Source organism: Thalassotalea psychrophila (assembly GCF_031583595.1).
In the GTDB taxonomy this organism is placed as follows: Bacteria; Pseudomonadota; Gammaproteobacteria; order Enterobacterales; family Alteromonadaceae; genus Thalassotalea_A; species Thalassotalea_A psychrophila.
In genome coordinates this window covers 3,291,696-3,318,429 of sequence record NZ_CP134145.1, presented here as the reverse complement: position 1 = coordinate 3,318,429, position 26,734 = coordinate 3,291,696, and the positions used below count along the sequence as shown (strand labels likewise).

General features: G+C 37.7%; 17 protein-coding genes and 1 other RNA gene. 11 read left to right on the top strand and 7 right to left on the bottom strand.

The genetic code is table 11. From position 1 onward, the window contains the following. Window positions 1-75: 75 nt before the first annotated feature. Entirely contained in the window at window positions 76-3,000 is a 2,925-nt protein-coding gene (locus RGQ13_RS13605) for a TonB-dependent receptor domain-containing protein (protein WP_348390287.1), read from the top strand. A gap of 520 nt (window positions 3,001-3,520) precedes the next feature. On the opposite strand, the gene RGQ13_RS13600 is transcribed toward RGQ13_RS13605, so the two are convergent. Then, window positions 3,521-3,808 carry a hypothetical protein gene (locus RGQ13_RS13600; RefSeq protein ID WP_348390286.1) on the bottom strand — a complete coding sequence of 96 codons (288 nt, stop codon included), beginning with the start codon at window positions 3,806-3,808 and terminating at the stop codon, window positions 3,521-3,523. Window positions 3,809-5,070: 1,262 nt separating this feature from the next. On the opposite strand from RGQ13_RS13600, the gene RGQ13_RS13595 reads away from it, so the two are divergent. The 7 genes from RGQ13_RS13595 to RGQ13_RS13565 all read left to right on the top strand — a co-directional run bounded on the left by RGQ13_RS13595 (window position 5,071) and on the right by RGQ13_RS13565 (window position 12,647). Beyond that, complete coding sequence (locus RGQ13_RS13595; protein ID WP_348393409.1) at window positions 5,071-5,844, top strand: DUF3450 domain-containing protein; 774 nt, start codon at window positions 5,071-5,073, stop codon at window positions 5,842-5,844. Continuing rightward, entirely contained in the window at window positions 5,844-7,199 is a 1,356-nt protein-coding gene (locus tag RGQ13_RS13590) for a MotA/TolQ/ExbB proton channel family protein (protein WP_348390285.1), read from the top strand. The genes RGQ13_RS13595 and RGQ13_RS13590 overlap by 1 nt, the downstream gene beginning before the upstream one ends. Further along, the gene (locus RGQ13_RS13585) at window positions 7,199-7,723 is read left to right on the top strand and encodes a MotA/TolQ/ExbB proton channel family protein (RefSeq protein ID WP_348390284.1); all 525 of its coding nucleotides are present in this window, start codon (window positions 7,199-7,201) and stop codon (window positions 7,721-7,723) included. Before RGQ13_RS13590 ends, RGQ13_RS13585 begins: the two co-directional genes overlap by 1 nt. Before the next feature lie 12 nt (window positions 7,724-7,735). After that, window positions 7,736-8,140 (top strand): ExbD/TolR family protein, encoded by a 405-nt coding sequence (locus tag RGQ13_RS13580; protein WP_348390283.1) that lies wholly within the window; start codon window positions 7,736-7,738, stop codon window positions 8,138-8,140. Between the two features lie 2 nt (window positions 8,141-8,142). Then, window positions 8,143-8,769, top strand: a complete 627-nt coding sequence (locus RGQ13_RS13575; protein WP_348390282.1) for an energy transducer TonB — start codon at window positions 8,143-8,145, stop codon at window positions 8,767-8,769. Then, window positions 8,769-10,031, top strand: a complete 1,263-nt coding sequence (locus RGQ13_RS13570; protein WP_348390281.1) for a tetratricopeptide repeat protein — start codon at window positions 8,769-8,771, stop codon at window positions 10,029-10,031. Before RGQ13_RS13575 ends, RGQ13_RS13570 begins: the two co-directional genes overlap by 1 nt. A 174-nt stretch (window positions 10,032-10,205) precedes the next feature. Further along, window positions 10,206-12,647, top strand: a complete 2,442-nt coding sequence (locus RGQ13_RS13565) for a DOMON domain-containing protein (RefSeq protein ID WP_348390280.1) — start codon at window positions 10,206-10,208, stop codon at window positions 12,645-12,647. A gap of 144 nt (window positions 12,648-12,791) precedes the next feature. Here RGQ13_RS13565 and pdxH read toward each other — a convergent pair whose 3' ends face one another. Next, window positions 12,792-13,445: a pyridoxamine 5'-phosphate oxidase gene (gene pdxH, locus RGQ13_RS13560; RefSeq protein WP_348390279.1), complete on the bottom strand. Its 654-nt coding sequence runs from the start codon at window positions 13,443-13,445 to the stop codon at window positions 12,792-12,794. Between the two features lie 651 nt (window positions 13,446-14,096). On the opposite strand from pdxH, the gene RGQ13_RS13555 reads away from it, so the two are divergent. After that, on the top strand, window positions 14,097-16,880 hold the full coding sequence (locus RGQ13_RS13555) for a M16 family metallopeptidase (protein WP_348390278.1): 2,784 nt from the start codon (window positions 14,097-14,099) through the stop codon (window positions 16,878-16,880). A gap of 221 nt (window positions 16,881-17,101) precedes the next feature. Here the strand turns inward: RGQ13_RS13555 and RGQ13_RS13550 are convergent, their stop codons facing one another. Together RGQ13_RS13550 and RGQ13_RS13545 are read right to left on the bottom strand one after the other, a co-directional pair. Continuing rightward, window positions 17,102-19,489: an EAL domain-containing protein gene (locus RGQ13_RS13550; protein ID WP_348390277.1), complete on the bottom strand. Its 2,388-nt coding sequence runs from the start codon at window positions 19,487-19,489 to the stop codon at window positions 17,102-17,104. A 212-nt stretch (window positions 19,490-19,701) separates the two neighbouring features. Further along, window positions 19,702-22,002 carry a peptidase U32 family protein gene (locus RGQ13_RS13545; protein WP_348390276.1) on the bottom strand — a complete coding sequence of 767 codons (2,301 nt, stop codon included), beginning with the start codon at window positions 22,000-22,002 and terminating at the stop codon, window positions 19,702-19,704. A gap of 147 nt (window positions 22,003-22,149) precedes the next feature. Between RGQ13_RS13545 and RGQ13_RS13540 the strand changes: the two genes are divergently transcribed. Beyond that, window positions 22,150-22,863, top strand: coding sequence for a glutathione S-transferase (locus tag RGQ13_RS13540; protein WP_348390275.1), 714 nt, complete (start codon window positions 22,150-22,152; stop codon window positions 22,861-22,863). Between the two features lie 46 nt (window positions 22,864-22,909). Here RGQ13_RS13540 and RGQ13_RS13535 read toward each other — a convergent pair whose 3' ends face one another. Together RGQ13_RS13535 and ssrA are read right to left on the bottom strand one after the other, a co-directional pair. Beyond that, window positions 22,910-24,688 carry a nitrilase-related carbon-nitrogen hydrolase gene (locus RGQ13_RS13535; protein WP_348390274.1) on the bottom strand — a complete coding sequence of 593 codons (1,779 nt, stop codon included), beginning with the start codon at window positions 24,686-24,688 and terminating at the stop codon, window positions 22,910-22,912. Window positions 24,689-24,868: 180 nt separating this feature from the next. Then, window positions 24,869-25,219, bottom strand: a transfer-messenger RNA (tmRNA) gene (ssrA, locus tag RGQ13_RS13530). A gap of 227 nt (window positions 25,220-25,446) precedes the next feature. On the opposite strand from ssrA, the gene RGQ13_RS13525 reads away from it, so the two are divergent. Further along, window positions 25,447-25,914, top strand: a complete 468-nt coding sequence (locus RGQ13_RS13525) for a hotdog fold domain-containing protein (RefSeq protein ID WP_348390273.1) — start codon at window positions 25,447-25,449, stop codon at window positions 25,912-25,914. Window positions 25,915-26,101: 187 nt separating this feature from the next. Here the strand turns inward: RGQ13_RS13525 and smpB are convergent, their stop codons facing one another. Next, entirely contained in the window at window positions 26,102-26,581 is a 480-nt protein-coding gene (gene smpB, locus RGQ13_RS13520; protein ID WP_348390272.1) for an SsrA-binding protein SmpB, read from the bottom strand. Window positions 26,582-26,734 lie beyond the last annotated feature (153 nt).

Here is a 26,734-nt window from a genome sequence, read left to right as displayed (position 1 = left end):
AAAAAAATCTAACAAAGCAATATAGCTTTGATTTTTAAACAATAGAATCACCTTAGAGTGGTCCAGGGAGTAAACATGTATAGCAATAATAAACTTGCTAAAGCAGTTCGCCTAGCATTAGTGTTTGGCGCAGCATCAACAGCTGGTATTTCTGCAAACGCATTCGCGGCAGAAGAAGCAACAGCTGAAGAAGAAGTAGAACGCATTGAAGTTACCGGTTCACGTATCAAACGTACCGATATGGAAGGTGCTAACCCAGTACAAGTTATTACTCGCGAAGATTTAATCGCCACGGGTATTTCAAACATGGGTGATATCCTTCAAAAGATTCCATCTGTAGCGGGTGCAGGAACTAACACTGCAATCAACAATGGTGGTTCTGGTGCAGTTCGTGTATCACTTCGTGGTCTAGGTGCAGAAAGAACATTAGTACTTTTAAACGGTCGTCGTATGGTTGCCTCAGGTCTAGGTGCTAATGCCTCTGTAGATTTAAGTACAATCCCTACTGCAATCGTTAAGCGTGTTGAAGTTCTTAAAGATGGTGCATCTGCTATCTACGGTTCTGATGCCATTGGTGGTGTTGTAAACATCATTACGCGTAATGATTTCGAAGGTATGGAATTTAACGCTAGTTACGATGTTGGTACTGAAGAAAGCGATGGCGCAACTAAAACAGTTGATTTAACTATTGGTTTTGCTAGCGAAAAAGGTAGTGCGGTAGTTAACGCATACTACGTTCAGCAAGAAGCACAATGGTCTGGCGATCGTGATTGGTCTGCATACGAATTTAGTAAAGACCCAGATGGTTCATTCTCTAAAGGTGGCTCTTCGGCTCCACCATGGGGTCGTTACAATGGCGTTAACTCATTTAATCCAGATAATTTTATTCCTGAGTTAGATGAGAATGGCGATCCAGTATTTGAAGATGATGGTTCTCCAAGCATGGTATTACCTGCTGGCACTTGTGATTCATTCACTCATGGCGCAAATAGTGGCCCTGGTCAATCTGACCCATCTGATCATACAAGTGCTTTGAATGACCAATGTTGGGATTGGGGCAAAGATACATACAACTACGCTCCAGCAAACTACCACTTAACACCACAAGAAAAATACGGTATTTATGCTGAAGCTCAATATGAAATTAATGACTCAGTACGTGTTAAAACAGAGTTAAGCTTTAACCGTCGTACCTCTGATACTAAACTAGCTCCGCTTCCTTTAGCTCCGCTAGCGTTCTTTGGTTATTCAGCTCCTTACTCTGCTGATAACCACTACAACATGACTCAAGGTCCTGTTGATATGAACGGTGACACGGTTGAAATTTCTGATTGGCGTCGTCGTATGGTTGAAACAGGCGGTCGTGATACTCGCTTCCGCGTTGAAACTGTACGTGCAATGTTTGGTATTGAAGGTGAAATTTTCGATGATTGGGGCTACGAAGTATCTTATATCTTCGGCGCTAACGATGCAGCTACTGCCGGTGCTGGTGGTGTAAACTTTGAGAAGGTTGCTGAAGCGGTGGGTCCAACTCACGAAAATGCTGATGGTGTTTTATCATGTGGTGCTAATGCAGATGAGGCTATTGCAGGTTGTGTTCCTTTAAATGTATTTGGTGTACCAGGTACAGATACAGCTGTTTCACAAGAAATGATGGATTTCATTTTATTTGAAGCGCATGATTTAGGCTCTAACGAACAACAAATCATCTCTGCTTCAATGTTTGGTTCTGCTTTTGAATTACCTGCTGGTGAAGTTGGCGTTGCATTTGGTGTTGAACACAGAGAAGAAAAGGGTGCTGATTACCCAGATGCATTAATTGCACTAGGTATCACTTCGGGTTCATCTCGTACTGCTACTGTAGGTAGCTACGAAGTTGATGAAGTATTTGTTGAAACAAGTATTCCTCTTCTTAATGGCGTATTCATGGCTGAAGCGTTAGATTTAGATTTAGCAGCTCGTTACTCTGACTACAACACGTTTGGTGATACTACAAACTACAAAGTAGGTATTCGTTGGGCTCCTACAGAAAACTTAATTGTACGTGGTACTGCATCAACAGCATTCCGCGCTCCATCTACATCGGATTTATTCGCGGGCGCTTCTGATAACAGCCCAACAGTAATCGATCCATGTGCGACTAACCCAACACCAACTTGTATCGCTGATGGCGTTCCAGCTGGTGGTTTTGAACCAATTGGTGACCAATTATCATCTACTCGTGGTGGTTCAGAAGACGTTCAACCTGAAGAAGCTGATATCTATACTGTAGGTTTTGTTTACAGCCCAGGGTTTGTTGAAGGTTTATCAGTAACAGTTGATTACTGGAATATCGAAATTACTGATGCTATCAGTACGATCGGTGAACAGTTAATCCTAGATAGCTGTGCAGCTACAGGTGAACATTGTGATAAAATCGTACGTTACGGTCCAGATGCTGGTGGTTTATACGGTAACTCGTCTGATATCGATGATCGTACTTCTAACGTTGGTGGTGTAGACTCATCAGGTTACGACTTTAATGCTCGTTACACTACTGAACTTTCATTTGGTCAGTTATCTGTGAACTTAGATACTACGTACTACGATACTTACGATATTATTCAAGCAAATGGTGACGTTCTTTCAAACGGCGGCTACTATTTGAGTGATAATGAAGGTGGTCATGGTAACTTTGCTGAATACAAGTCAAACTTAAATGTTTCACTAACTCAAGATGACTGGTCTGCAAGTTATGCAGTACGTTACATTGGTGAAGTTGATGAAAACTGGTATGTAGATGACGCAGGTGATCAAATTACTCGTACAGTTGATTCACAAGTTATACATGATGCACGATTCACTTACTTCATGGATAATGTAACTGCTAGCATTGGTCTTAACAACCTTACAGATGAAGAGCCTCCGTTCTTAGAGCAAGGCTTCAATGATAATACTGACCCTCGTACATATAGTACAACAGGTCGTCATGCATATGTTTCTGTAGGCGTAAAATTCTAACAGTAAGTTAATTATTGATTTTAAATAATCAAATGTAAAAAGCTAGTCAGTAATGACTAGCTTTTTTTTTGCATAAAACAAAGTGAATTTCTATCTATGCGTAGTACCACAGCCGAATGGCGTATAATATGGCAATATCACTATGAGCAATACAATGCATAATATTATGGCTATTGCGTTAAATTATTGCCCATTTTGCTCTAATTAATTACATTCCTGTATAAATCAATCGAATGCCTTGAATACATGGATATAGGTCCTTAGATTACGTCTGGAGCAATTAATCTGTGCCCTGATTAGCTTTTATTTCGCATGACAAGATCACAAGCTTAATGGAATTGGTAATAGTGTTACTAGTGTTGGGGTCAATGGAATACGAGGGTATTCGAGTCGGGCGGGAGTAAACCAAGTGCTAGTAGAGTTAATTGCAGAAAAATAATATAAAAAAAGACCACTTAATAGTAAATTAAATGATCTCCAATAAATTTTTAAAGTGTTTATTTAAAAAAGCTTTTAGTGCTTATTGACCACCAGCGATATCACGAGTTTGTCGATCACCTTTATTACTATTAAGCAGCTTGCCCATGTCGTGCTTGTTATGCTCTCTAATTTCATCGGCTAACTCTTTTGACATACACGATCTTTTCTTTAAATGGCTACCAGTACTTGCTCGGTGTTCACAAACCATTCCATTGCTTTTCGCTGAAGCTAACGTCATCTCATCTTTTTTGTTATCTTGTGACTCGGTAGAGCTACACGCACCTAATGTTATAACGGATGCGACTAATATAATTGTTTTAATGTTCATTTTTGAAATCCATTCAATGTAAATAAGATGTAACACTACCATATAGAAATATAGATTATAATTTAATTTGTAACAATTTATTAGATGAAAAGGTTTAACGGTTACAAAGGATTTAATCGGTCAATTTGGTTATTTAAAAGATAGTACATCGTAACCCTAACATCCGAAAAATAATTTTTTATTGTGATTGTGTATTTCATCATTTAGGTGTGACTCAATTAGATTTAAAGGTACTTGGTTCAGAATCTACCCCCAAGGTCCTATGTAGCTTGTAATATAGAACAGAGGGGGGGGGACGGGAGCTGTAATATACGAAAGTTAATTGCATTGAGTAATCAAAACCGTAATCAAAGCCGTAATTAACGCACAGGCCAAGTTGAAAAAATATCAAACTACAAAACAGTATTAGAAAACACTCCGAGTCACACTGGTTTAATCACAATGAAATATGAGTAGTAGTGTTTAAACAACTATGAAATATCCCCCTTTATTACCTGCTTCTTCATGAATAAGAAGAATGTATAGTATTGATAAAAACCAATACAAGTAATCAAGTTAAAACATTCTACAGGCTTTGAATTTGATTTATCGCCAAATAAAATAATGGCACTTTTATTTAACTACATCGATGGAAGGAGGGATCTAAAAACAATATTTTCATTGATAAATGAAATGTTGGATGGCAGAAACTTATCCGAAGAAGATTTACTTGGCAATTTGTTGCCTATATATGAAAGGTTTCAACAATTAGATTGGCTGATTTTAAAGGCAAACAGTTCAAATTAATAACTGCTATATAAACCACTGTGTAGAACCGTTTTTTAATGTTGGCGAAACTTACCTTGAGATAGGGGATTTTCGTTGTTACAAATTGATGAAATTTATATGATTGACTATCCTTAAAGAGTCAGTAAAAATGTAACCTGAATGCAATTAAGTTGTGTGTTTAGAAAAATTAGCTTGAAAACCATACTTTTTGTATGTTTTTCATGCTGTTTTATTCAAATTGAGCAAAATGTTTGACTTTAGCGTGCAGCTATTGTCTTATAGAGAGCTGTTTTCATTTGAAGAACAGACTAGAAATAACAATTTTGATAACTTCACAGGTTGTCCTTGTAACCGAAAGGTTAACAAGATTGTATTTTTAAGATTAACAACTTATAAGCACTGAACAATAAAATATGTTTGGGTCCTTAAATCTAATTTAATGGATTTTGTTGGAATAAAAGTTAAATAGCAATTGGTTGGGAACTATGTCCAAAATAAGCAAGAAAAGCCTTATCGCAACGTCGATTATCGGGGCTATGGCATTAGTAGGTAGCAATGTTGCTAGCGCTAATAGCCTTAAAGAATTACACAAGAGTGAAGCTGCAACAGTTAAAGCTTCTGCCAAATCACAACAGAAAATCAATAACATCTACGAGCAATCACAAGAGTTACTTGCTGAGTATCGTACAGTTGTTGACGAAACTGAAAACTTGAAAGTTTATAACGATCATGTTCAACGTTTAGTTAACGACCAACAAAAAGGTATTGATTCTTTAGTACGCCAAATTGGTACTATCGCTGAAACTAAAATGGGTGTTGTACCGTTAATGTACAAAATGATTGCTTCTTTAGAGCAATTTGTTGCTGCAGATATCCCTGTTAACCTAGTTGACCGTAACAAGCGTTTAGACCAACTTAACGATGTTATGTCTCGTCAAGGTATCTCAGTAGCTGAGCAATTCCGTCTTGTACTTGAAGCTTATGATATTGAAACATCTTACGGTTCTATGTTTGGTGCTTACCAAGGTGAGTTAGAATTTGAAGGCCAAAAGATTACTGTAGATTTCGTGCACATGGGTCGTACCGTGTTAGTAGCACAATCTCTTGATATGAGAAATGCTTGGATTTGGGACAACAGCACACGCTCTTGGTTAGCGCTTGGTGATGAATACCTTAACCCAATTACTAAAGCCGTACGTATGGCTCGTAAGCAAACTGCTCCAGATCTAATCAAGTTACCTGTATATGCAGCGGGGGCTGGTGAATAATGAATAAATTTATTAAAACGGCAGCAGTAGCTGCAACTCTAATGTTAACTGCTGGTATTTCTACAAACGTAGCAGCTAACCAATTAGATGACTTATTAAAGCAAGTTAAAGCTGATCGTGTATCAGTTGCCAAGCTTGACAAGAAACGTGAACAAGAATTTTTATCAGCCCGTGCTGATAAACAAGCTCTTTTAAAGAAAGCACAAGCAGATCGCGCTGCAGAGCAAGCTCGTAACGCTCGTTTAACGAAAGCGTTTGCTGACAACGAAAGAATGTTAACTCAAAGAGAAGCCGAGCTGGAAGCAGCTAAAGGCGACTTAGGTGAAATGTTTGGTGTTGTTCGTCGTGCATCTGGTAATGCCTACGGTACTATTGCTACTTCAATTGTAAGTGCGCAATACCCAGGTCGTGAAGCTACGCTTGACAAATTAGCTAATGCTAAAGAAATTCCAGTTCTTGCTGAATTAGAAGAACTATGGTTTGCAATGCAAACTGAGATGACTGAATCTGGTAAAATCACTTCTTTCGAAGCTGAAGTTACACAATTAGACGGTTCAAAATCTTCACAACAAATCACTCGTATCGGTTCATTTAACCTTGTATCAGAGCAAGGCTACTTAAACTACAACGATGACCAAGGTCAAATTCAACCTCTAGGTAAGCAACCAGATGGTAGCATTGTTGGTACGGTTTCTCCGTTCATCTCAATGACTTCAGGTTACGCGCCATTGTTCCTTGATCCATCAAAAGGTACAATTTTAAATCTAGAAACGCAAAAAGCGACTTTAGAAGAACGTTTCCACCAAGGTGGTACAGTTGGTTATGTAATCGCGGGTGTTTTAGCCTTCGGTCTATTAATTGCTATCGAACGTTTAGTATTCTTATTCTTAATGGGCGGCAAAATTGCAGCACAACTTAAGAATCGTGCTAACCCTAGCGCAAATAACCCTCTAGGTCGTTTGCTACAGGTTTACCAAGATAATAAGAACGTTGATGCAGAAACTCTAGAACTTAAACTAGATGAAGCCATTTTACGTGAAACGCCAAAAATTGAACGTGGTATTAATATCATCAAAATTTTAGCGGCTATCGCACCACTATTAGGTCTATTAGGTACAGTTGTTGGTATGATCGGTACGTTCCAATCAATCACTCTTTACGGTACTGGTGACCCTAAAATTATGGCTGGCGATATCTCAATGGCACTTGTGACAACAGCACAAGGTCTAATTGCTGCATTACCATTAATCCTAATACATTCAGTTGTAGCTGGTCGCGGTAAATCAATCTTCCACATTCTTGACGAACAAAGCGCAGGTATTGTTGCTGAAATCGCCGAGAAGGAGAAACAGTAATGATTTACCTGATAGAGCTTTGGGAATCTGTCAGGGAATTTATAGCCACTGGTGGTGGAGTATTATACTTCGTTGCCATGGCAGTCTTCTTAATGTGGATATTGATGATCGAGAAGTTTTGGTTCTTATCAGCGAGTTACCCAAAAGTTAAGCGAGATGTTATCGCTAAATGGGACGCAAGAACAGACACTACTTCTTGGTATGCTCACAGAATTAGAGATACATGGATTTCTGAAACGACAGAGATATTAGACGCGCGCATGATAACCATTAAAACATTGGTAGCTATGTGTCCCCTTATTGGCCTATTAGGTACTGTAACCGGAATGATTGCAGTATTCGAAATTATGGCTGTACAAGGTACTGGTAACCCGCGCTTAATGGCATCGGGTATCTCAATGGCGACAATTCCTACAATGGCAGGTATGGTTGCAGCATTATCTGGAGTGTTTTTTAGCTCTAGATTAGACGCAAAAGTTAAAATGGCGAAGGCTAAGCTAGTTGATAGCTTACCTCATCACTAGAGAGATTTTCTAATGGCTCGTAAAATAAAACGTGAAGACGAAGAAGCTACGATTGATATGACACCGATGCTAGATATCGTGTTTATCATGCTTATCTTCTTCATCGTAACCACTTCTTTCGTAAAAGAAGCCGGTATAGATGTGCAAAAGCCTAAAGCGGCTAATGCAAGTAAAAAACCTACAGCGAACATCTTTATTGCAGTTCGTGAAAATGGTGAAATTTGGATGGACAAGCGTGTAGTTGATGTAGAACGTGTTTCTGCAAACATTGAAAAACTACTAGCTGAACAACCAACTGACATCGTAATTATCCAAGCTGACAAAAAAGCGGAACATGGCGTAGTTGTTAAAGTTATGGATGCAATTAAGGATGCAGGGATCGATAAGATTTCTATTGCTGCAGCGTCGGGTAATTAATTATGGTTCGCTTTTTAGTATCAATACTATTGGGCGTTGCTGTAACATTTTTATTGTTTGTCTTTATGGCATTCTTGATATCAGGTGGCTCGAAGCGTAACGATAATAGTGCAGATAGCGTTATTATCGATATTGTTTCAACACCGCCTAAATCAAATGTTCAACAGCGTAGACGTGTGCCGCCACCGCCGCCACCGCCACCTAAAACTCCGCCTAAGCCACAAGCGCCTGAGCCGGAAATGAGTAACGACAATGCTGGTATGACGTTTAACGTACCAGGTGTTCAGTTATCAGGGGCGTCAGCAGGTATGGATGCACCAGGTGCAGGTTTTGGACGTGATGGTGAAGCTACACCAATCGTTCGAATCGAACCTAAATACCCAATACAAGCAGCACGAGATGGTAAAGAAGGTTGGGTACAACTGAGCTTTACAATTAACATGGTAGGTGGAGTTGAAGACGTAAAAGTTATTAAAGCTCAACCAAAACGTGTTTTTGATAAAGAAGCCAAACGAGCGCTTCGAAAATGGAAATACAAGCCTAAAATTGTTGACGGTAAGCCAATGATGCAACCTGGTATGACCGTGCAGTTAGACTTTAAGATGAACCAAGAAGGAGGAGCACAATAATGTTGAAAAAACTTATCACCTCTTCAGTAATGGTTGCATTTGTAGCTAGCGCTACACTTCCTATGACAGCCAACGCTTATGCAGCGGCTTGTCCTAAGGAAGTAGGCAAGAAAAAAGCTCGTACTAAAATTGTTGGTCCTAGCGTTGGTAAAAAAGTTGGTAAAGCTTTTGAAGCCTACTCGGAAGATCGTATAGATGATGCTATTTCAATATTATTAGATATTGAAACTAGCAAAGAATATGATCGTGCATATGTTGATCGCTTTATTGCGAACATGTATGCAACCAAAGGCGGCGATAGTTCTAAAAAAGCACTTCCGTATCTTGAAAGTTCTGTTAAGGATAAAGTTCTTAACGAAAAAGAGCATGCAGATACGATTAAGTTATTAGCTGACTTGCAGATGCAAGAAAAGGAATATCGAAAAGCTTTAGATAACTATCAATTTTGGATGGACGATACGTGTAAAGAAGACGCAAACACTTATGTAAAAATTGCTCAAGCACATTATGAGCTTAAGCAATTGGATAAAATGATTTCGCCAGCAGACAAAGCTATCGCTTTGGCTGAAAAGCCAAGTCAAAATCCATACATTTTGAAGTTAACGTCTTACTACGAACGTAAACAGTATAAAAATGCGGTTAAAGTACTTGAAAACGTTATTGAAATATTCCCTGAGAATAAGCAATGGTGGACTCAGCTTGGTATGTTCTACATGTTAGTAGAAGATTATACTAAGGCGCTTTACACGTTAGACTTAGCATATCAGCAAGGTTATTTGGTTAAAGAATCAGAAATAAAAACTCTTGCTAACTTATACGCAACGAATGATGTTCCGCATAAGTCTGCTATGTTACTGGAAAAGTACATCGACAGTGGTTTAATTGCCCGTACAGATTCTAACCTTTACACCATGGCTAATGCATTTCATGCTTCGCAAGAAGTAAAAACTGCAGCTAAATACTTTGGTGAAACGGCTAAGCTATCTAACAACCCGAAACATTACCGTCGTCAAGGCATGTTGTTACAACAGTCTGAGCAATATGATGCTGCTACTAAAGCACTTCAAAAAGCTCTTGATTTAGGTATTGAAAACCCGGGTCGTGTTTGGATGACTCTTGCAGAAGCTTACTTCTATCAAGAGAAATATTCACAAGCGACTAAAGCAATTAAAAAAGCACAAGAAGATCCTAAAACCAAGAAAGCAGCACGTGCTTGGGCTTCTTACATTCGCGATACAGCAGAGCGTAAGAAAAAAGTTTAATCTAAGCTTTTTATAATCATTTAAAAAACCAGCTTAAATGCTGGTTTTTTTATGCCTAAATTTTATTCGGTGGTAACATAAAACAATAAAAGCATTACAAAAATACACAAAACAGCTATCATTATTGTTAATAAAAACAATTTCTTAAATTTTCAGAGAATTCTTGGTTAGCTTATGAGAAACCTTTTCGTTTTATTCCTATTTATTATTTCATTTTTTACATTTTCCGCACTGGCCATTGAGCTTGATGAAGAGCCTGAAAAAGATCTAGCCGAAGTAGATAATGCCGCCGCAGCAACTTTTTCTCTTGATGACATTGAAAAACTCGAATTGGAAGTTCTTGACACTCCACCGGTTATAGATGGTGATTTAACCGATAAGTTTTGGGCATCTTCGAGCATATTAGCTATCGATTTAGAGATGTACCCAACTCGTTTTGCTAAATCTATTGTTGATACCGATGCGCTTATTGGTGTTACTAAAACCCATGTGTATTTTGCCTTTAATGCATATGATCCTGATATTTCTCAGCTCAGAACTGCAGTGCGTGATGAGGATGGTGTTAAGGACGATGATTACGTTTCTGTGGTAATTGATCCTACCGGTAATTTACGTAAAAAATACGAATTTAGGGTAAATCCAAGTGGTTCTAAATCAGACGTACTACAAAACACTGTGAGTGATCGATACATATATGATTGGGATACCGAGTGGGATGCCGCCGCAAAAATCACAGAATCAGGTTACCTGGTAGAAATAGCCATTCCAATTGATTCTCTACGCTCACCAAAAGCGGAAGGTGAAGAGCGTAATATGTGGGCACTTATACTAAAGCGTTCATACCCAAGAAAAATTGATAGGACCATGGGAGGGATCTATATAATTTATCCTCCTAATCCAATATCTGGGCAACAAATAGCTTCAACTCAAGGCGGGGAGATGCAATTTGAAAACGCGACAAGAAACTTAGAACTCTATCCGTATGCTATTTACCATTCAAGTGAGAAACGAGATTATCAACAACCGTTTGAGCAAAGAGATGAAATAGAAGAATTTGATGCCGGTATGGATATGACCTTGACCATTAATAATTCGACTATTATTGCCGGTACGATAAATCCAAACTTTACAGACGTTGAAGCAGATATTGCCCGTGACAGCATCAACAACCCTTTCAATGTATTCAAACCCGAAAAAAGACGATTTTTCCAAGAAGGTATGGATTTATATTCAACATTAATGTCGCTAGTTTACACTCGTAATATTATTGACCCTGATTTGGGGCTAAGTGTCTCTCATGAAACTAAAGAGTTTGCCTCCGGTGTGTTTTGGGCCAATGATGAAGAAACTGAAGTTATTATTCCTGATAACCTTGGTAGTGATACTGTTGAGTTAGATACACTTGATAGTCAGTCAATGGCGGCAAGGTATGTTAGCGCTGCTGGGGGCAGTGCCTACGGTTTTTTAACAACAATAAGAACCGCCGAAGATTATGAAAACGGTGTCGTGGCCCACGACGGACTTATAAACTTAGGAATTGATGATAAACTTCGCTATCAAGTAGCGTTATCATCTACAGAGTATCCAGCTGCTTTTGCTGAAAGTATATGTGAAGAAGATGGCTGTCTTGATGTTGATCCTGAAGAAGATTGTGAACTAGGTGATTGTGCTACCACTAGTGAAGTGCTTAGGGTCAATCCGGGAGATAGCATGGAAGGCTATGCGGTTCAGTTGAAGTATAAACATCAGAGCCCTGAAACTTTATTTTGGGGAAACTATTTTGATATTAGTAAAGATTTTCGTGCTGATTTGGGGTTTTTAAGAAAGTCTGATTATCGTTTATACAATATGGCATACGGTCGTAACTGGTATTTTAAAACTTTCAGTGGTGATGATGGGAAATCTCGTGGACGAGTATATTTAGTTGCGACTCATATTGAATCTCAGTCAGGCCAAAAAATTGAAACAGGCTATGACATTTGGGGGGAGTTTAGGGGCTCATACCAAACCGTGCTGCGCCCAGGTTATAGAATCAAGCAAAAGGCCGTTAATCGCATCCAGCAAAACACCCTTGAGTTAAATAGTAATGCCCCAAAGTTCGATGAGAAGTATTTTCAATGGTACCTAGAAACATCACCAATTACTGATTGGACATTTAATTTAGATGGACGATATGGTGATATTGCTGACGCTGACAATATTGTATTAGGTAAGATGAAAGAATTTAAACCTAGAGTCCGATATCAAATAGGCGATTTTAACTTTAGCCTGCAGCATACGTTTCGTAATTTTGACTTTGAAAGTAAAGAATTATATCAAGAAAACTTCACTACATTTACCGCTAACTACCGCAGGAGTGATGACCGTGTATTTCGCTTGCTAGTTAAGTGGGATGAAACAGACCGAGACGTTGATAGATGGCGTGGTGAAGAAAATTCATACGAACGTGAAGTTGAAATTGAATTTACCCATACTCGTTATATAACTAAAAACTTAGCAATTCTTACCGGTCTTAAATTTGAACGAGAAAAAGACAACACCATAGCGCATGATTTCACTAACGACCGTCAGTTCTATTTAAAACTTAATTATAATATGGGGTTTATAGGGAATTAGGTACGAATACGTAGCTTCGCTACTTCGAATACGCTACGCTTCGAGTACGTTACTTCGTAACTTCGAGTACGCGTTGCTTCGATAATTTCTTCGTAATTCGTAGTGCTACGTATTCGGAATGAAATGTATTCGCTACTGAAGTCATTAAGGATGTAAGTTAAATATTTCCCAGCTGCTTTTATCTTTCTGAAAACACACTCTATCGTGTAGACGACTCGCTCGTCCTTGCCAAAATTCAATATAGTGCGGTACTACGCGATATCCACCCCAAAATTCAGGCAGTGGCACTTCTTTACCGGCAAATTTATCAGTAAAGTATTTTTCGCGTTCTTTTAGCTCTGTTGGTGTCGTTAGTTTAGTACTTTGTTTAGATGCCCAGGCGCCAATTTGACTGCCACGGTCTCTACTGTGAAAATATTGTTCAGATTGTTCTACCGATATTCGTTCTACAACGCCCTCAATGCGCACTTGACGCTGTAAAACGCCCCAATGGAAGAGTAGGGCTACTTTAGAGTTATCGGTCAATTCTTGGCTTTTACGGCTGCCATAGTTGGTGTAAAACACAAAACCTTGCTCATCTACTGATTTTAGCAGCACCATTCTTGACGAGGGTTGTCCTTGTGTATCACAACTGCTAACTGACATCGACTCATGCAATAGAATCCCAGATTTATTTGCATCTTCAAACCAACGATTAAAAATTTCAAATGGAGATTTGTTTTCAGGTATTTGCGGTAACGGTAGGGCAACACCTTGGCCGAAAGTAAATAAGCAGCGAAGTTTTTCAATAAGGGTCATGAGCATTTTTTTATCATTAATAATACCGTAAATTGTATCAGCTAAACTTATAAGGAGATATAGAGATAAAGTTCATCAATAGATTAAAGTTTTAGGAGTTAAACTTTCTTGATCTATATCAGAGAGTAATTCTCTACAATTTTGTATTGCGTTAATGGTTTGTTAATTTTTTTAAATGAAAGGAGAGAGTGCAAGGCTTACTATCCTCGCAATCATTTGGCTAGTGAAATTTGTTTAAATGTGAGTGTGGCTATATGTATCAAGTTTTGGAAAAACGACTCTGTTAAAAATATTCTTCATCTATTGTTACAATTGAACCTTTTTCATGGAGTATACTTTTTGCGATATTTATAGGTATAAACTAATATTGTTTTATTTGCTTTAGTTTATCTATTTACAATAAAAACATGGGGTTAATACTCCCCTTGAATGGTTGATTTTGTTTTAATTTAGAATAAATAAAAATTTGATAAATAATTAATGAAAATTATTGGCCCTTGATTGTACTGCCTGTTCAAAATCAGCTATGGTTCGTGCAATTTTATACTATGCTAAATTTATAATTTACAGAGTTAACTATCCGCTCTTCGTACTGTCTTATTGAAGAATAGTCGCGGAACAAAATATACTAAAAAACATGAAGGTTAATAAATGAAATTTTTAAAACCAACTCTCCTTGGTCTCTCAGTAACAATTGCACTTGGCCTATCGGGATGTGCAACAAATGATAATTCTACAACAGGTCAGAATGTTCAAGCAGAGCAATTGCAAAGTAGTCCATTAACATATGTTCGTACCGTTGAAGGTATTGAAGAATATACGCTAGAAAATGGCTTGAAAGTTTTACTTTATCCAGATCCATCACAACCAAAAACGTTAGTTAATGTAACCTACCGTGTAGGCTCTGTGCATGAGTACTATGGTGAAACGGGGATGGCTCATTTACTTGAACACATGCTTTTTAAAGGATCTACAAATTATAAAAGTATTGATAAAGAATTTAAAAAACGTGGCATGGGTAAAAATGCTTCTACGTGGTTAGATCGCACTAATTATTTTGAAACATTTGATGCCAATGAAGACAGCCTAGAATGGGCTATTGGTATGGAAGCTGACCGTATGGTTAACGCCACATTCACTGAAGATGATTTAAAAAGTGAAATGACCGTTGTTCGTAACGAAATGGAGCGTGGTGAAAACAGTCCGTTCAGAATGCTAATGGGCCGTATGGCATCAACGGCATTTTTATGGCACAACTATGGTAATAGCACCATTGGTGCGCGTTCAGATGTAGAGAACTTTCCGTTTCAGCGTTTAAGAGAATTCTACAATAAGCATTACCGACCTGATAATGCCGTTTTAACAATTGCTGGCCGTTTTGATAAAGATAAAACCATGGCCTTAGTTGAGCAAAAATTCGGCACCATTGCTAAACCAGAAAATCCTATTCAACCACTTTATACTGTAGAGCCAACGCAAGATGGTGAAAGATCAGTCAATATTCGTCGTGTCGGTGATTTACCTATCGTTGGCTTGTCTTACCATACTCCATCTGGCTTACACCCTGAACATGCTGCATTATCAATTTTAGCTGATGTTTTAGGAGATGGTACTCGTGGGCGATTACAAAAAGCTCTAGTAGAAAAGGGCATTGCTACTTCGGCATCAAGTTTTATGTTTGAGCTTAAAGACAGTTCTCAGTTTTTGTTCTTTGTTGAAGGTAGCAAAGACTCTGATATCGCCAAAATAGAAACTGAATTACTGACTATTGTTGAGAGCTTAGTAAAACAGCCTATAACTCAAGAAGAAATTGATTTAACCAAAGCTAAATTAGCACGTCAATCTGAACAAGCGATGCGCAGCGTAACTGGTGTAGGTATGGCACTTTCTGAATATATCGCTAAAGGTGATTACCGTCATGCGTTTTATTTAAGAGATCTAGTTGCTGAAGTAAGCGTGGAACAAGTACAAGCGGCAGCTGAAAAATACCTAATTCAAAGTAACCGTACAACAGGACGTTTTATTCCTACCGAAAAACCGGTACGTGCTGAAATTCCAGCTGCGCCAGATTTGACTGAAGTGTTAAAAGACTATAAAGGCAAAGAAGTTGCTGCTGCAGGTGAAGTTTATGACAACACTGTAGCAAACATTAAAAACCGTTTAGTGAAAAGTGAGTGGTCTGAAGGAACTAAAGTTAATGTTTACCCGAAAAAACTTCGTGGTGAACAAGTAATCATTTCAATGCACTTTCCAAGTGGAACTGCTGAGACCTTGGCAAACAAAGGCGTTGCGATTGGTTTTGTTGGCGGTATGATCAAGCAAGGAAATGCCAATTACTCTAAAGAGCAAATAGCCAGCAAACTTGACCAATTGAAGAGCTCTATTTCAATCTCGACAACACTTGGTTCTACTAATGTATCTATTAGCACAGACAAAGCTAACTTAGATGCAACAGTTAAATTATTAGGTGAATTAATGGCTGCTCCTACATTCCCTGAAAATGAACTTGAAGTAATGAAACGTGGCGCTATTGCAGGTATAGAGCAACAACGTAATGATCCAAGCTCGGTTGCTGGCAATAGCTTTAGAAAAGAGTTAAATAATTATCCTAAAGGACACCCTAAAGCTTACATGAGCTTGGATGATAAAATAGCAGCAATTAATGCCTTAACCGTAGACGAAATGGCCAGCTTATATAATAGCCATACTAATATAAATAATGGCCATATTAGTATTGTAGGTGATGTTAATGCTGATCAAATATCTGAACAATTGCATGCTCAATTATCAAGTTTTGTTAATGACACGCCATATGAGCACATAAAAATTAGCATGAAACAAGTGGAAGGTTTAGTTGTTTCTACCGAAACACCAGACAAAGCTAATTCGCAACTTTATGTGATAAACCCAATCACTATGGACAATAGACATGAAGATTATTTGGCATTGCAAATAGCCAATACCATTTTTGGTGGGGATTCATTTTCATCTCGAATAGGTGCTCGCATTCGAGTAAAAGAAGGCTATAGCTACACTGTTGCATCAGGTTTGCAAGTTAATACGCTTGACAAACAAGGTATGTATTATGCCTTGGCCATTTCTGCTCCTGAAAATATGGCTGGTGTGATTGCCGCCTACAAAGAAGAAGTTGAAAGAGTTGTAACGGATGGTTTTACCGAGACTGAGTTAGAAGAAGCTGTAAAAGGCTTTGTAAGTAGCCGCAACAGATCTTGGGCAAGTGATGCAACAATTGCAAGCATACTTATAGGTACCAGTAAAAAGAATGAAGACTTAGCGCTTTATGACGAGCAAATTGCTGATGTACAAAAACTTACAGTCGAAGATATTAATGCAGCATTTAACAAATATATTGGTGCTTTAGACATTAATATATTTAAAGCTGGTGATTTTGCTAAGGTTGCAGAACAAAAATAATATTAAGTGATCAATATTAAAAATATAAAAACGCCTTAATTGGCGTTTTTTATTTCAGGAACGAATCGCGAATACGTTTCACTCCGAATACGGTACTTCGCCCCTTCGAATTAAAAGTACTATCGAAGCGTAGCGTATGCGGAGTTACGTAGTAACGTATCCGAAGTAGCGAAGCTATGTATTCGTATCTAAATCACATTTCATTTCGAAATACGAAGAATTTAGCTCTGCTTAAAATTAACTTGCTTCAAACTCTGTTGCTCTGACTCTATAGGTTGAGTGCCTATTTGAGCTAAGCTGAATTTTGAGCTGGATAACCATTGTGCAAAATCAAGTGCAGGAAGAGGGCGGCTAATAAAATATCCTTGAGCTTTTTCACAATTATGCTCTGTTAGCCAATCTAAGGTTTCTTGATCTTCAACGCCTTCTGCAACCACTGATAACCCCAGCTGATGGGATAATTGAATAGTAGAATTAACAATAAGCTTGTCTTGAGGTTGTTTAACCAAGTGTTGGATGAAACAACGATCAATCTTTAACTCTTGTACTGGTAGGTTTTTCAATTGAGCTAGTGATGAATAACCCGTGCCATAGTCATCAATTGATAAATAAATACCATTCTTGCGTAATAATTTTATATTCTCTACCGCTTTTGAATTATGGTCAACAAAGGCATCTTCTGTAATTTCAAGACATAACGCTTCTTGTAAATTATTATCCCCACATAACTTTTCAATCAACTGATAACAAAATTCATCATCAAGTAAATTTTCAGGTGAGATGTTGATAGCAATTTTTATATCTAAGCCCTCAGCTTGCCAAGCAAAGTATTGCTCTATCGCTTTATTAACTACCCAATGGCTTAATGCGGTCATTTGGCCTGTTTGATCTGCTATATGGATAAATGATTCTGGTGTTATTAACCCATTTACCGGGTGGTTCCAACGAACTAAGGCTTCAACTTCTTCAACAATATTATTGGTTAAATTTAATTTTGGTTGGTAATAAAGAGTAAACTCGTCATGCTCTATGGCACCTTTTAATCGGTTAACAAGCTGCAATCGGTCTAAGGTGTTAAGATCTATTTGACGGTCATACATTTGATACAACAAATTTTGGCGCTTAGCTATTTGCATAGCGGCATCTACTTCTTTTAATAATTGATTCGTTTGCGCCCAACCATCACTTGCAGTAACTCCAATGTTGACTTGCAAATGTATAGTGATATTTTGGTAGATAAAACTTGGCTCAATCACTCTAGTAATTGTTTGGACACAATTTTTTATGTTATCGATTGATTCATCATCAAAACGTATTAAAAATCCGTTTCCTGAGGTGTGAAATATTGGCTTATTTAATTTCTGTAAACGAATAGCCACTTCTTGAATAACTTCATCGCCAACATCATGACCTAAGGTATCGTTTATTTCGGATAAACGTCGAATATTTACCTGGCACAATAAAAATGGCTTTGATATGCCGTGCATATCTCGATTAAATTGGTTGCGATTTGGTAAGCCTGTTAGAGAGTCTAAAAATGCTTGCTCGGTAATTTCATTTTCACGCGACTTAATTGCTTCAATCATTTTGCCAAACTGCTCAGCAAGTTGATTTAACTCATGAGTATCTCCAACATGAGTATCTAAATGGTAATTACCTTTGGCAATGCCTTTTGATATTTTTACTAACCTTCTAACAGGTTCGGTAACACTACTTGCGATAAAATACGCACCGATCAATGAAACGCCCAATGTAATAAATATTAGTATTAGCAGGTTCCAACCATCTTGAATAATTGCGGCAATTAGGTTTGAGTGCAATTGAAAAATTGAAGCACTAAGTTGCCAATTCCCAACCCTACCTAATTGATAATTTTCAGCAACAATACTTTCTGAATATTGAGGTGACAGAGGCGAAACAGAATTTTTCACGACATCATGATTTTTAATATCAGCGTTAAAAGATAGCCAATTTAACTCTTGCTTGTTTTCTAATATAAAACCAACGTTGAAAGAGGTTAAATTTGAAAGTTCATTAGCCAATTTATTATTAAGAGAGTAGCCAAGCCCTATATGGCCTATAACCTCTAGTTTATCTAACACTGGAGTAAGGATAAGCTGGTAAATTTCATCATTATTTGAATAAAACACACTATTAGGTTGATCTTTCAACCACTCGGTATGCTCAAATGGCTGATTGATTTGATTACCCGTAAAAACTCGCTTGATCTCTCTATTGCTATCTTTAACCAGTAGCTCACCTAATATCATGCCGTCAATACCTATTGCTAGTGCAATATCTGCATCAATTCTTTTACGGTGGTTATTTAATGCAATAGAAAAGTTTGGTGTACTAGCAAAAAATTCTTTTCTTAATTCTGTATCTGTGGCTGAAATTTCAGTAAAAGCCGTTAAGTAATAATTACGATTGCTAATCTCTTCTTTTAAAAGTGTTTCAGCTTGAGATAAGTGGGAGGCAAGTTGTTGCTGTTCGTTTCGTTTATTTGAATAAAACGAAGTGATGAAAGAAATCGCTTGCACGGCAATAAGTAATAAAATAAAAAAGAAAAATATTCTGCTTCTTAAGCTATTAAACTTATTAATCATCATGAATGTTCCGTGCTGATATTCGTCAATTTGTAACAAGACAGATTATAACGAATATGTTTATTATTTTTATTGAATACCTACAATGACAAATATTGTTTGATAGGGCAATAAGTATCTTTTTAATACAATTATTAGCATTGATTATTGAGAATATGATCGGGCTTGGTTTGAAACTATTGGGGGACATGTCCCCCAATGCTTTGTGAATAAGGTTACAAGCCCTTATGATACTGAGTATTAGTCGATTCTGGCACCATATCTAAGAGTGTAGTTTGTGCGTTTAATTGCTCACTCAACTCGCCACCTTCTTGAACAAGCAGTTGTTCAAATAACTTAATCAGTGTTGTTTTATCTGGCGATTGTTTATCGCCTGCACCTATGTTGGTTAAGTCGATCATAAAACCATCAAACAATTTGGTTAAATCATTGATAATTTCCATATTTAAAAACTGATCGTTATTATAAATACTTGGGTAGCCCGCTTTTTGCTTATCAATAGCAAATGAAACGCCTTTAAGATTGGTTATGCTGGTAGATTTATCACAAGAAAGCATACAACCGTTATCGATACGGGGTTTTTCACAACCAACACTTTGCTGGAAGAAACATTGTCTGCTGGTCATTAGCAAAATTGGATGATAAATACTGTACAACATTTTAAAGTTTTCAGGACGAGCAATCGTTTTCATTTGCTGATTGTTTATTTCGTTTGAAATAAAGGCACCAGCACAGTCTAGTTCTTCTTTCATTGCTAATAACGCATAAGAATTAGTGGTATTTAAGAATGGTCCTGCTATCCATTTAATTCCAAGCTCAAACGCTCTATTAGCGATACCCGTGTTATTAGTCACAATTAACTCAGGTTTAACTTGCTCTAATATATTTAACGCAACGTCATAATCTTTACCAATTAATACCGAAGGAAACCATGGGATAAGTCGAGGATTATCGTTAAAGAAATCGACATACTTAGTGCAGCCACGTTTATAAGCATCCGGTAGCTTAAAGTAAATGTCAGCATCCGTTACCTTGGTAAGATCTAAGTCAGTATCGTCACAAATCAATATCGATAGGTTTGCTTTTGTGTTCTCTGTACTTTTAGGGTGTCGTGCTAATTTAGGCAATGTTACTTCAGGGATTACAGCTGTATTACTATTAAGTAGGGCAGCTAGTTCGTTTTTTAGAACGGTAAGATCTTTAAATGGAATACTTACACCTTCAGGAATACCATCGAGATTTAATTCAGTTAAATTGAAATGGGAGTTGTTAAAGCTCTTGAAGCGCTTTTCAACGGCTTCTTTATCAATACTATTTTTGTCACTCGCTAATAACAAATTGTTAGAATGAACAACAATTGTTTGCTCTTCATCGGTTGTTTTTCCTGCTGCATAGTCTGTGGTTACTACAGTTAGTGTTAATGGGCTGCCAACTGCACCGGTAAACGTTAAGGTTAATGGACGTTTTTCTATGCTTAAGTGCTTAATTTTATCAAACACGGTTGTGTTTATTTGCTGCTTTTCATTGCTAAGGTTTTCTTCAACTTCATGTATTTGCACAACAGAAATTGCGTTGCTTTTATCAATGGCATGATACTTTGAATTATCGCGAGGGTTTTCAATAAACATGTTTTGGTTTAAGTCGCCTTTAAGAAAACCATTGGTTAAATCGCGATTAAATACTTTATACAGTCGCTCACCATCTTCTAATAATTCACCCGTTTTAACAAAACCATCAATTTGTTTGCGAAAGCTATCAATTACCGTATGCACATAACTAGCGCCTTTAATACGACCTTCAACTTTGAAGGAGTGCACGCCAGCTTCGATTAATGCCGGTAAATCGAAAAATGCTGAGTTGTCTTTAACATTTAACGGGAAGTTATTACCTGAAGGCGTTGTTTCATACTCTTCACGACATGCCTGACTACAACGGCCACGGTTACCTGAATTACCAACACTTGCTGATGTTGAGTAACATAAGCCAGAAAAAGCGACACATAACGAACCATGAACAAATACTTCACTTAATACGTTCTGCTCATTGCCCACTGCCGTAATAGCAGTGATCTCTCTTAAATTTAACTCTCTTGATAAATTGACACGCGAAACGCCCAACTTTTTAAGGAAAGGGATTTGGCCAACATTATGAGTAGTTAATTGTGTAGACGCGTGAACATCTAAAGTAGGAAAGTACTTTTTAAGAACATAAAGCAACCCTATATCTTGAACTATAACGCCATCAAGAGTGGTATTTGCCAGTTTGCTTAATAATTTAGTAAGTGACTTAAATTCACGCTCTAAAATAACAATATTTAACGTTAAAAATATTTGGCATTGGTAATGGTGCGCAAGCCGAATAATACCTACGAGTTGATCAAAAGAAATATTAGCTGCGCGATTTCGTGCATTAAAGGTGTCTAATCCACAGTAAACAGCATCTGCACCTGCAATTATTGCCGCTTTTATCGCGTCTATATCGCCACCTGGGGCTAATAATTCAATTTTAGAACTCATTTTTCTACAACTCTAGCCAGTAATTTAGGCTGTTAACTTTCAATGGGGGGATTTTACTCGTATATCTAAGCGATGAATACAGTTAAAGTAGCTTATTAACCGTAATATCCTTTAATTACTCTATATGGCGCTGGAAAATACCTATTAATGAATGAAACAGTGAAAAATAGTATCAATAGAAACGGAATAAGTACCGATAAGCTGCCGATTCTTTATTCCCTAAGAAATTGTCCTTACGCAATGCGTGCCAGAATAGCTATTTTTAAATCGAAGCAGACGGTTTTATTGCGAGATTTAGTATTAACTAATAAACCACAAGAAATGCTAGTTGCATCACCAAAAGGTACGGTACCCGTAGTAGTTTTGGTCGATGGTAAGGTAATAGAAGAAAGCTATGACGTAATGTTATGGGCGTTGCATAACTCTGATCCTGATGACTTAATGCATAAACAAGCTGATGAAAATGATAATAGTTTGCACTCTGAAATGCTCAATTTAATTCATAAGTTTGATCTTGAATTTAAAGTCAGTTTAGAACAGTACAAATGTGCCAAGCGTTACTGCGAAACCAATATTGTTGATTGCAGAGAAGAGTGTGAACAATATCTGCAGTTACTAGAGCAGCGTTTAACTAAACATTTATTTTTAATGTCAGATAAAGAAAGCCTCGCCGATATTGCATTACTGCCATTTATTCGCCAGTTTGCACGGGTAGAGCGTCAATGGTATTTACAATCGCCTTATCCAAAGGTAAGACAATGGCTAAATAACTATTTGCAAAGCCCTATGTTTACAAAGGTCATGGCAAAACATCCATTGTGGTTAGATAGCCATGAAGATGTGTTATTTGGAGATTCATAGTGCAGGTAACTGATGCTTTAAGCTGCTTTTAAAGTACATAAATTTATTACTCCAAATATTTGCTCAATATCAATTTATTACAAGCCGCAATAGGATGAATTACGGCTTTGGTGATTTTACCATATTGATATGTTGTTAAAGGCTGGTTGATATAGCCATCAAACTTTCGAGATTTCCACTGGGGTAGCAAAGCGGGATCTGTGCTTAAATTGATAATTAACCCTGTGGACTTCTGAGCTTTCACTTTGTTTTTACTATAAGGATTGTTATCGTCTTTATCGATAGGCAAATCAGTGGCAAAGCTTTTCTCGCGACTGGCAGCTACGATACAAATTCTATTTTCAACTGCACGAGATAACAAGCTATATTCAGCTTCGCAAGGCTCTTGAATATCAAAAGGTACCAGTAACAAGTGGATGTTATTTAACGCCGCAACTTTGACTATTTCAGGTACGTTAGCGTCATCGGCTGTTAACATAGCAACGTTAATATTCCCTTGTTCTAACGGTAACTCTATTATATTTATAGCTTCACCTAGTGCAGTCCACTGATATCTTTGACAAAAATGCAGCTGCTGTTGCGTTGCGAATAAACCATGCTCGCTTACAATTACCGCCTGATGCATGCCATCAATAACTAAACTAGTACTCACGTACTGAAAGGGTCTTAGCACTGAGCTTACTTGACTAATTAACTCTGTGCTTAAGCGTGCTATACGCGCTAATTGTTCAGTATCATTGGTGATTGTTTTATCTGCGATAAAGAATAATTCAGGTAATTGAATTATGTCACTGAGGTTGTTTTCAATGTAATGACATACATCTTCAATAGCTTGCTCGTTAATTTTGTAGGTTGCAAATATAGCAACATTCGCAGTTACCGGAACCTTACTCTTCTGTACATTATAAGCATCATCAAGAAGAGGGGCTTGCGTCATTGGCAGATGTAGCCCTTGGTAAAGTTCAGGACGTCGCTGCTTAACAAGCTCAGTGCCATCAGGACGGAATTTATTTTCGTGGAGGTTGCATTTTGCTAAATCAATGTCAGCAAAAACATAACCTTCTTCATTGTTAGCTATTTGGGCTAGTATTTTGCCGTTGGGAGAAACTATTTGGCTTTGACCAACGCCAGCAAGATGCTCTTGCAGAATAACATTTTTCTTTGAGAAAATTGCCCGTTGCTCTTTTGGTCTGAGTGAGCCAACTTTATTAGCCGCAGCTAAAAACACTTTATTATCGCACGCTCGAGCAGGGCCATGTAAACAGCTTTGATCTAATGCAAATGAATTCAAAGAATGACACAATAATTGTGCACCACCTAAAGCTAATCCACGTGATGCTTCAAAGGTAGTCCCATCGCTGCCGGCTAAAAAACCGAGTTTACCAAAAGGCGTAGCCATAACTTCAGACACTTTACTGGCGCTAATGAAAAAGTCCTTTTCATGCCCCGTTAACGTTTGTTTATCCTCTTGGTGAATGAGCTTTCCAAGCGGGGAAAATAAACATGAAGTCACACTAATATTTGATTTAACTGAACCGTCTTGGTGGTCACGTAAAAGATCTCTTCGTAACGTGACATTAAGCACAATGTAACAGCCATGCTTTTTCGCTTGCTTAGCAATTCGCTGTAAAAAAGTACCCTTAGTAGATAACGCTTCATTCCATGCCTGATTATGATCAACGTACCACGGCTGTGTATTACAAAATTCAGGAAGAACGATAAGAGATGGCTCGCAAACTGCTGCCTCATTTATCATCCTAATGCAGGTTGTTAGGTTTTCTTGGGTATCTAAGGAGGTGGCAAACTGAGTAACGGCTACTCGCATGATATATCTTGTCCATGTAACTATTGTTTGAATGTAGCAATGTGAACCATCACTCTTTATTGATTAGATTATGACATTAAAAAACTATCGATAGGGATTTTAAATTATATAACTCCCCAGTGTAACCACAAATTTTAGGCGAAAAAAAAGGCGCAGGATAAGCGCCTTAATCTCTATACTTGGTGGAGCGGGGGGGATTTGAACCCCCGTCCGAAAAACCTACATCCTCGGTACTACATGCTTAGTCGCTCATTTATTTAACCAGTCAGACGCCAAGCGACAGGCTTCATTCTGGTGAGTCTGATACTGTTTCGCGGTTCACCGTCAGACGCAGTTCCCTCGCTAACCTATTTGGGGTGACCATCTATCCTCTAAACAACAGGTAAATTTACGAGGGGATGGCTAGCCTTAAGCGGCTAGTGCGAACGTTTCGTCGTTAGCAATTATAGTTTTGCGGCTTTTTACCAGGCCAACCGCCCCTGGGCATGCACCTTGGGTTTCGTGAATCTCGTCGAATCCTGAATCCGCCCCAAAGGTTCTACCTGATAACGAAATAACAGAGTAGAATGGCTATTGTATCGCGTATTTAGTGAATAAACAACGCGAGCAATAAACGTACAACTATCGTAGCAACATTAGACTTTTGATTGCAATTACACATAAAAATCCTATATTATTGTTCAATCGCTACACTCATTAGACCAGTTCTGTTGATTTAAGTTCTGTTTTAGTTTTTTACTTTTATTAAAGGGTTATACATGGCACAGCCAAAACTGTTAGAAATATATAATAAATGGCACAAATATTCGTTTGGTAATCGCTTATTCTCTTGGTTCTTTGCTCGTTGGGCACCGTATTTTCAAACAATTAAGCCCTACGTTGTTGAACTTCGCCCAGGTTATTGTGAAGTGTTAATTAAAAAGCGCAAGATTGTCGAAAACCATATTGGCACAGTTCACGTTATTGCAATTTGCAATGGTTTAGAGATGGCTATGGGGGCAGTATCTGAAGCATCTATTCCTGCACACCTTCGTTGGATCCCAAAAGGTATGAGCTTAGATTACACTGCAAAAGCGGGAACTGATATTCGCTGTGTAGCTGATTTAGAAGATTTAGTTTGGGAAGAAGGGGACTTTTTAGTACCCGTTACAGCTTATGATGCTAATAATGTTGTAGTAGTTACTGGTAGTATCAAATTATGGGTAAGTAAAAAGCCTAAAAAGTAATATTATGAGAGGTGTACAAATCTGATACCTTCGATGGAGATTTGCATTACTTCTTCCTTGAAGTTACAAATCTAATACCATCCATGGTGATTTGCATTACTTCTTCCTTGAAGTAAAACGCCAGCTTAAATTGATTAAGCTGGCGTTTTTGTGTACTTGTTTATAATAAATAAACTGAGTGCAATTCTTATTGAGATTTTTGCTTCATTAATCGACCTTGGTCAACCTTCCACTCTCTATCTTTAATATCGGCACGTTTGTCGTGTGTTTTCTTACCTTTACCAAGACAGAACTCTAGTTTAACCCAGTTCTTTTTCCAATACATTGCGGTAGCAATTAATGAATAGCCTTGGCGATCTACAGCGCCAATTAAACGGTCAAGCTCTCTGCGGTTTAATAACAGTTTACGATCACGAGTTGGTTCACAAACTACATGCGAGGATGCAGAAAGTAATGGGTGAATTTCTGCGCCAAGAAGGTATGCTTCTCGGTCTTTAATAAATACGTAACAGTCGGAAATATTTACTTTTCCTTGGCGAATACTTTTTAATTCCCAGCCCTGCAAACTCATGCCAGCTTCAAATTTATCCTCTAAGGAATATTCATGCCTCGCTTTTTTATTTAAAGCGATAGTGTTACTTGGTTGTTTAGATTTTTTCTTTGCCATAATGGCGCCTATTATACGTAAGAATTCATACATTGATACTGATAGATTTAAATTTTTTGAGAAAAATAGATGAAAAATAATTACTTGATATAGTGAGCTTTTAATTTGCCTTTGTTATTATAACAGCGCATTAAATATCGATAAGTTCATTGG

What these genes read in the sequence shown, in the direction of transcription:
- RGQ13_RS13575 (WP_348390282.1), top strand. Translation starts at nt 8,143, where the DNA reads ATGGTTCGCTTTTTAGTATCAATACTATTGGGCGTTGCTGTAACATTT.
- RGQ13_RS13580 (WP_348390283.1), top strand. Translation starts at nt 7,736, where the DNA reads ATGGCTCGTAAAATAAAACGTGAAGACGAAGAAGCTACGATTGATATG.
- pdxH (WP_348390279.1), bottom strand. Translation starts at nt 13,445, where the DNA reads ATGACCCTTATTGAAAAACTTCGCTGCTTATTTACTTTCGGCCAAGGT.
- RGQ13_RS13550 (WP_348390277.1), bottom strand. Translation starts at nt 19,489, where the DNA reads ATGATGATTAATAAGTTTAATAGCTTAAGAAGCAGAATATTTTTCTTT.
- RGQ13_RS13590 (WP_348390285.1), top strand. Translation starts at nt 5,844, where the DNA reads ATGAATAAATTTATTAAAACGGCAGCAGTAGCTGCAACTCTAATGTTA.
- RGQ13_RS13600 (WP_348390286.1), bottom strand. Translation starts at nt 3,808, where the DNA reads ATGAACATTAAAACAATTATATTAGTCGCATCCGTTATAACATTAGGT.
- RGQ13_RS13545 (WP_348390276.1), bottom strand. Translation starts at nt 22,002, where the DNA reads ATGAGTTCTAAAATTGAATTATTAGCCCCAGGTGGCGATATAGACGCG.
- RGQ13_RS13535 (WP_348390274.1), bottom strand. Translation starts at nt 24,688, where the DNA reads ATGCGAGTAGCCGTTACTCAGTTTGCCACCTCCTTAGATACCCAAGAA.
- RGQ13_RS13585 (WP_348390284.1), top strand. Translation starts at nt 7,199, where the DNA reads ATGATTTACCTGATAGAGCTTTGGGAATCTGTCAGGGAATTTATAGCC.
- RGQ13_RS13605 (WP_348390287.1), top strand. Translation starts at nt 76, where the DNA reads ATGTATAGCAATAATAAACTTGCTAAAGCAGTTCGCCTAGCATTAGTG.
- RGQ13_RS13565 (WP_348390280.1), top strand. Translation starts at nt 10,206, where the DNA reads ATGAGAAACCTTTTCGTTTTATTCCTATTTATTATTTCATTTTTTACA.
- RGQ13_RS13570 (WP_348390281.1), top strand. Translation starts at nt 8,769, where the DNA reads ATGTTGAAAAAACTTATCACCTCTTCAGTAATGGTTGCATTTGTAGCT.
- RGQ13_RS13555 (WP_348390278.1), top strand. Translation starts at nt 14,097, where the DNA reads ATGAAATTTTTAAAACCAACTCTCCTTGGTCTCTCAGTAACAATTGCA.
- RGQ13_RS13525 (WP_348390273.1), top strand. Translation starts at nt 25,447, where the DNA reads ATGGCACAGCCAAAACTGTTAGAAATATATAATAAATGGCACAAATAT.
- smpB (WP_348390272.1), bottom strand. Translation starts at nt 26,581, where the DNA reads ATGGCAAAGAAAAAATCTAAACAACCAAGTAACACTATCGCTTTAAAT.
- RGQ13_RS13540 (WP_348390275.1), top strand. Translation starts at nt 22,150, where the DNA reads ATGAATGAAACAGTGAAAAATAGTATCAATAGAAACGGAATAAGTACC.